This is a genomic window from Streptomyces sp. NRRL S-495 (assembly GCF_000966955.1).
GTDB classification, from domain to species: Bacteria; Actinomycetota; Actinomycetes; order Streptomycetales; family Streptomycetaceae; genus Kitasatospora; species Kitasatospora purpeofusca.
On the sequence record NZ_JZWY01001022.1, the window covers coordinates 1 to 2,127 of the forward strand.

At 76.6% G+C, this 2,127-nt stretch carries 1 protein-coding gene; it reads left to right on the forward strand.

Annotated features, from left to right (window positions below; translation table 11 throughout):
• The coding region (locus VR45_RS38190) for a right-handed parallel beta-helix repeat-containing protein (protein ID WP_045944551.1) at nt 1–1,234 on the forward strand (1,234 nt) is incomplete at its 5' end.
• Between the last annotated feature and the right edge of the window lie 893 nt (nt 1,235–2,127).

A 2,127-nucleotide genomic window follows, 5' to 3' on the forward strand; every position in this document is an offset into this window, starting at 1 on the left:
CGGGGACGCCAAGCACCCGGCCGGGAACGTGGTCCGGGTGCCGGAGGACTTCCCCACCGTCCAGCGGGCCGTGGACGTCGCGCGCGACGGCGACACGGTGCTGATCGGCCCGGGCACCTACCGGGAGAGCGTGCGGGTCGCCAGGAGCAACCTGGTGCTGCGCGGGACCGACCGCTCCGCTGTGGTGCTCGACGGCGGCCTCAAGCTGGCCAACGGCATCACCGTCACCGGCCCGGGCTCGGTGGTGGAGAACCTCACCGTGCACCACTACCTGGCCAACGGCGTGCTGTTCACCGGTGTCACCGACGAGAAGCTGCAGCAGCGCGGCGCCGGCGGCTCGGCGTACGACCCGCTGGACACCGCCCGTTTCCCGCCCGTGCAGGGCTTCCGGGCGACCGGGGTGACGGCGTACAACAACGGCCTGTACGGCATCTACGCGTTCGACGCGCGCGGCGGCGTGATCGAGGACTCCTACGCCTCCGGGCACGCCGACTCCGGTATCTACGTCGGCCAGTGCAAGCCCTGCGACACTCTGGTGCGCGGCAACACCGTGGAGCGCAACGCGGTCGGGGTCGAGCTGACCAACGCCTCGGACGGCCTGTCGATCCTGGGCAACCGGGTGGCCGGGAACCGGGTGGGCGTCACGGTGAACTCCAACGACCTGGAGGCACTGGCGCCGCAGCACGGCGCGGTGATCGCGGGCAACGTGGTCGTCGACAACAACGCCGCCGACACCCCGCAGCAGGCGGACGGGGGCTTCGGCATCGGGATCGGGATCGGCGGCGGGACGGCGAACCGGGTGGAGCGCAACCTCGTCCGGGGCAACCGCGCGGCCGGGGTGATCGTCACCGATCCGGCGGGCCATCCGGCGAGCGGCAACCGGGTCGAGGGCAACCAGGTGGACGGCAACGGCGCGGACCTGGTGCTCGCCTCGGTCGATCCCGGCAACTGCTTCACCGGCAACCGGCCCGGCACCCAGAGTCCGGACGGGCTGGAGGCAGTGGCGGCCTGCGGCGGCCAGGGGCGCGGTCCGCTGGCCGCCGGGCGCCCGGCCCCGGTGCAGGCACCGCCGGGGGTGCCGTTCAGCCAGGTGGCGGCCCCGCCCGCGCAGCCGTCCTCGGCCGACCCGGCGGCACCGGGCCGCCCGGCGACCGGGCTGCCGGGGCCGGTGGACCCGGCGGCGTACCCGCTGCCGACGGACGCCGGCTCGCTCCCGCCGCGCCCGGCGGGGTGAGGCGGGAGGCCGAAGGGGGTAACACGGTCAGCCGGTGAGCCAGGGGGCTTCGGGCAGTTTGGCGCCGCCGTCCTGCCCGGAGAACTCCACCGTGGTCGGCGTGCCCAGCCCGGGCATCCGCATGGTGACCCGCCGCAGGCCGCCGTCGCCGTCCACCCAGTAGGTCAGCGGCGAGCGCTCGCCGTCCGGGGCGGCGCCCTGGGCGCGCGGGCCGGCGAACCGGTCGTAGTCCCGGCCGTCGAGCCGCTCCCCGCCGAGCCGGCGGGCCCCGGAGCCGGCGGGCCCCGGACTGGGCGAGCAGCAGCGGGTTGTCGGGCCGGTCGGCGCCGAGCTGGACGACCAGTTGGAGCCCGGCGTCCAGCGGGTCGGCGGTGTAGGAGCGGGGGGACCAGCCCTGCCGGGGGACGCGTTCGGCCTGCGCCCAGGCCGGGCCGTCGACCCCGGCGGGTTCGGGGGCGAGCCCGAGGCCGCCGGCGTCCCACACCACCAGGCCGTGGTCGAGCGGGCCGCCGGCGCCGGTGACCTGGTAGCGGCCGACGCCCCGGCGGACGCGGTAGTCCACGACGCCCTCGACCCGGACGGTGACGTCGCCGCCCTCGGCGGCGGTCAGGGCGAGCATGACGGGGCTGGCCTGGAACAGGTTGAGCCGCGACAGGGCCAGCCGGGAGGCCTCGTCGACGGTGACCGGGCGTTCCCCGGTCTCGGCGCCGACGGTCCGGTAGGCGACCACTCCGCCCACGGCGGCGGCGCCCGCCACCAGGGCGGCCAGGATCCTGAGCCGGACGGTGCGGCGGCGCGGGCCGGGTGCGGGGGCACCGTCCTTCCCGGCCGCCTTGGCCTTCCCGGACGCCTTTGCCGTGGCGGCCGTCTTCGCCTTCCCGGACGCCTTCGCC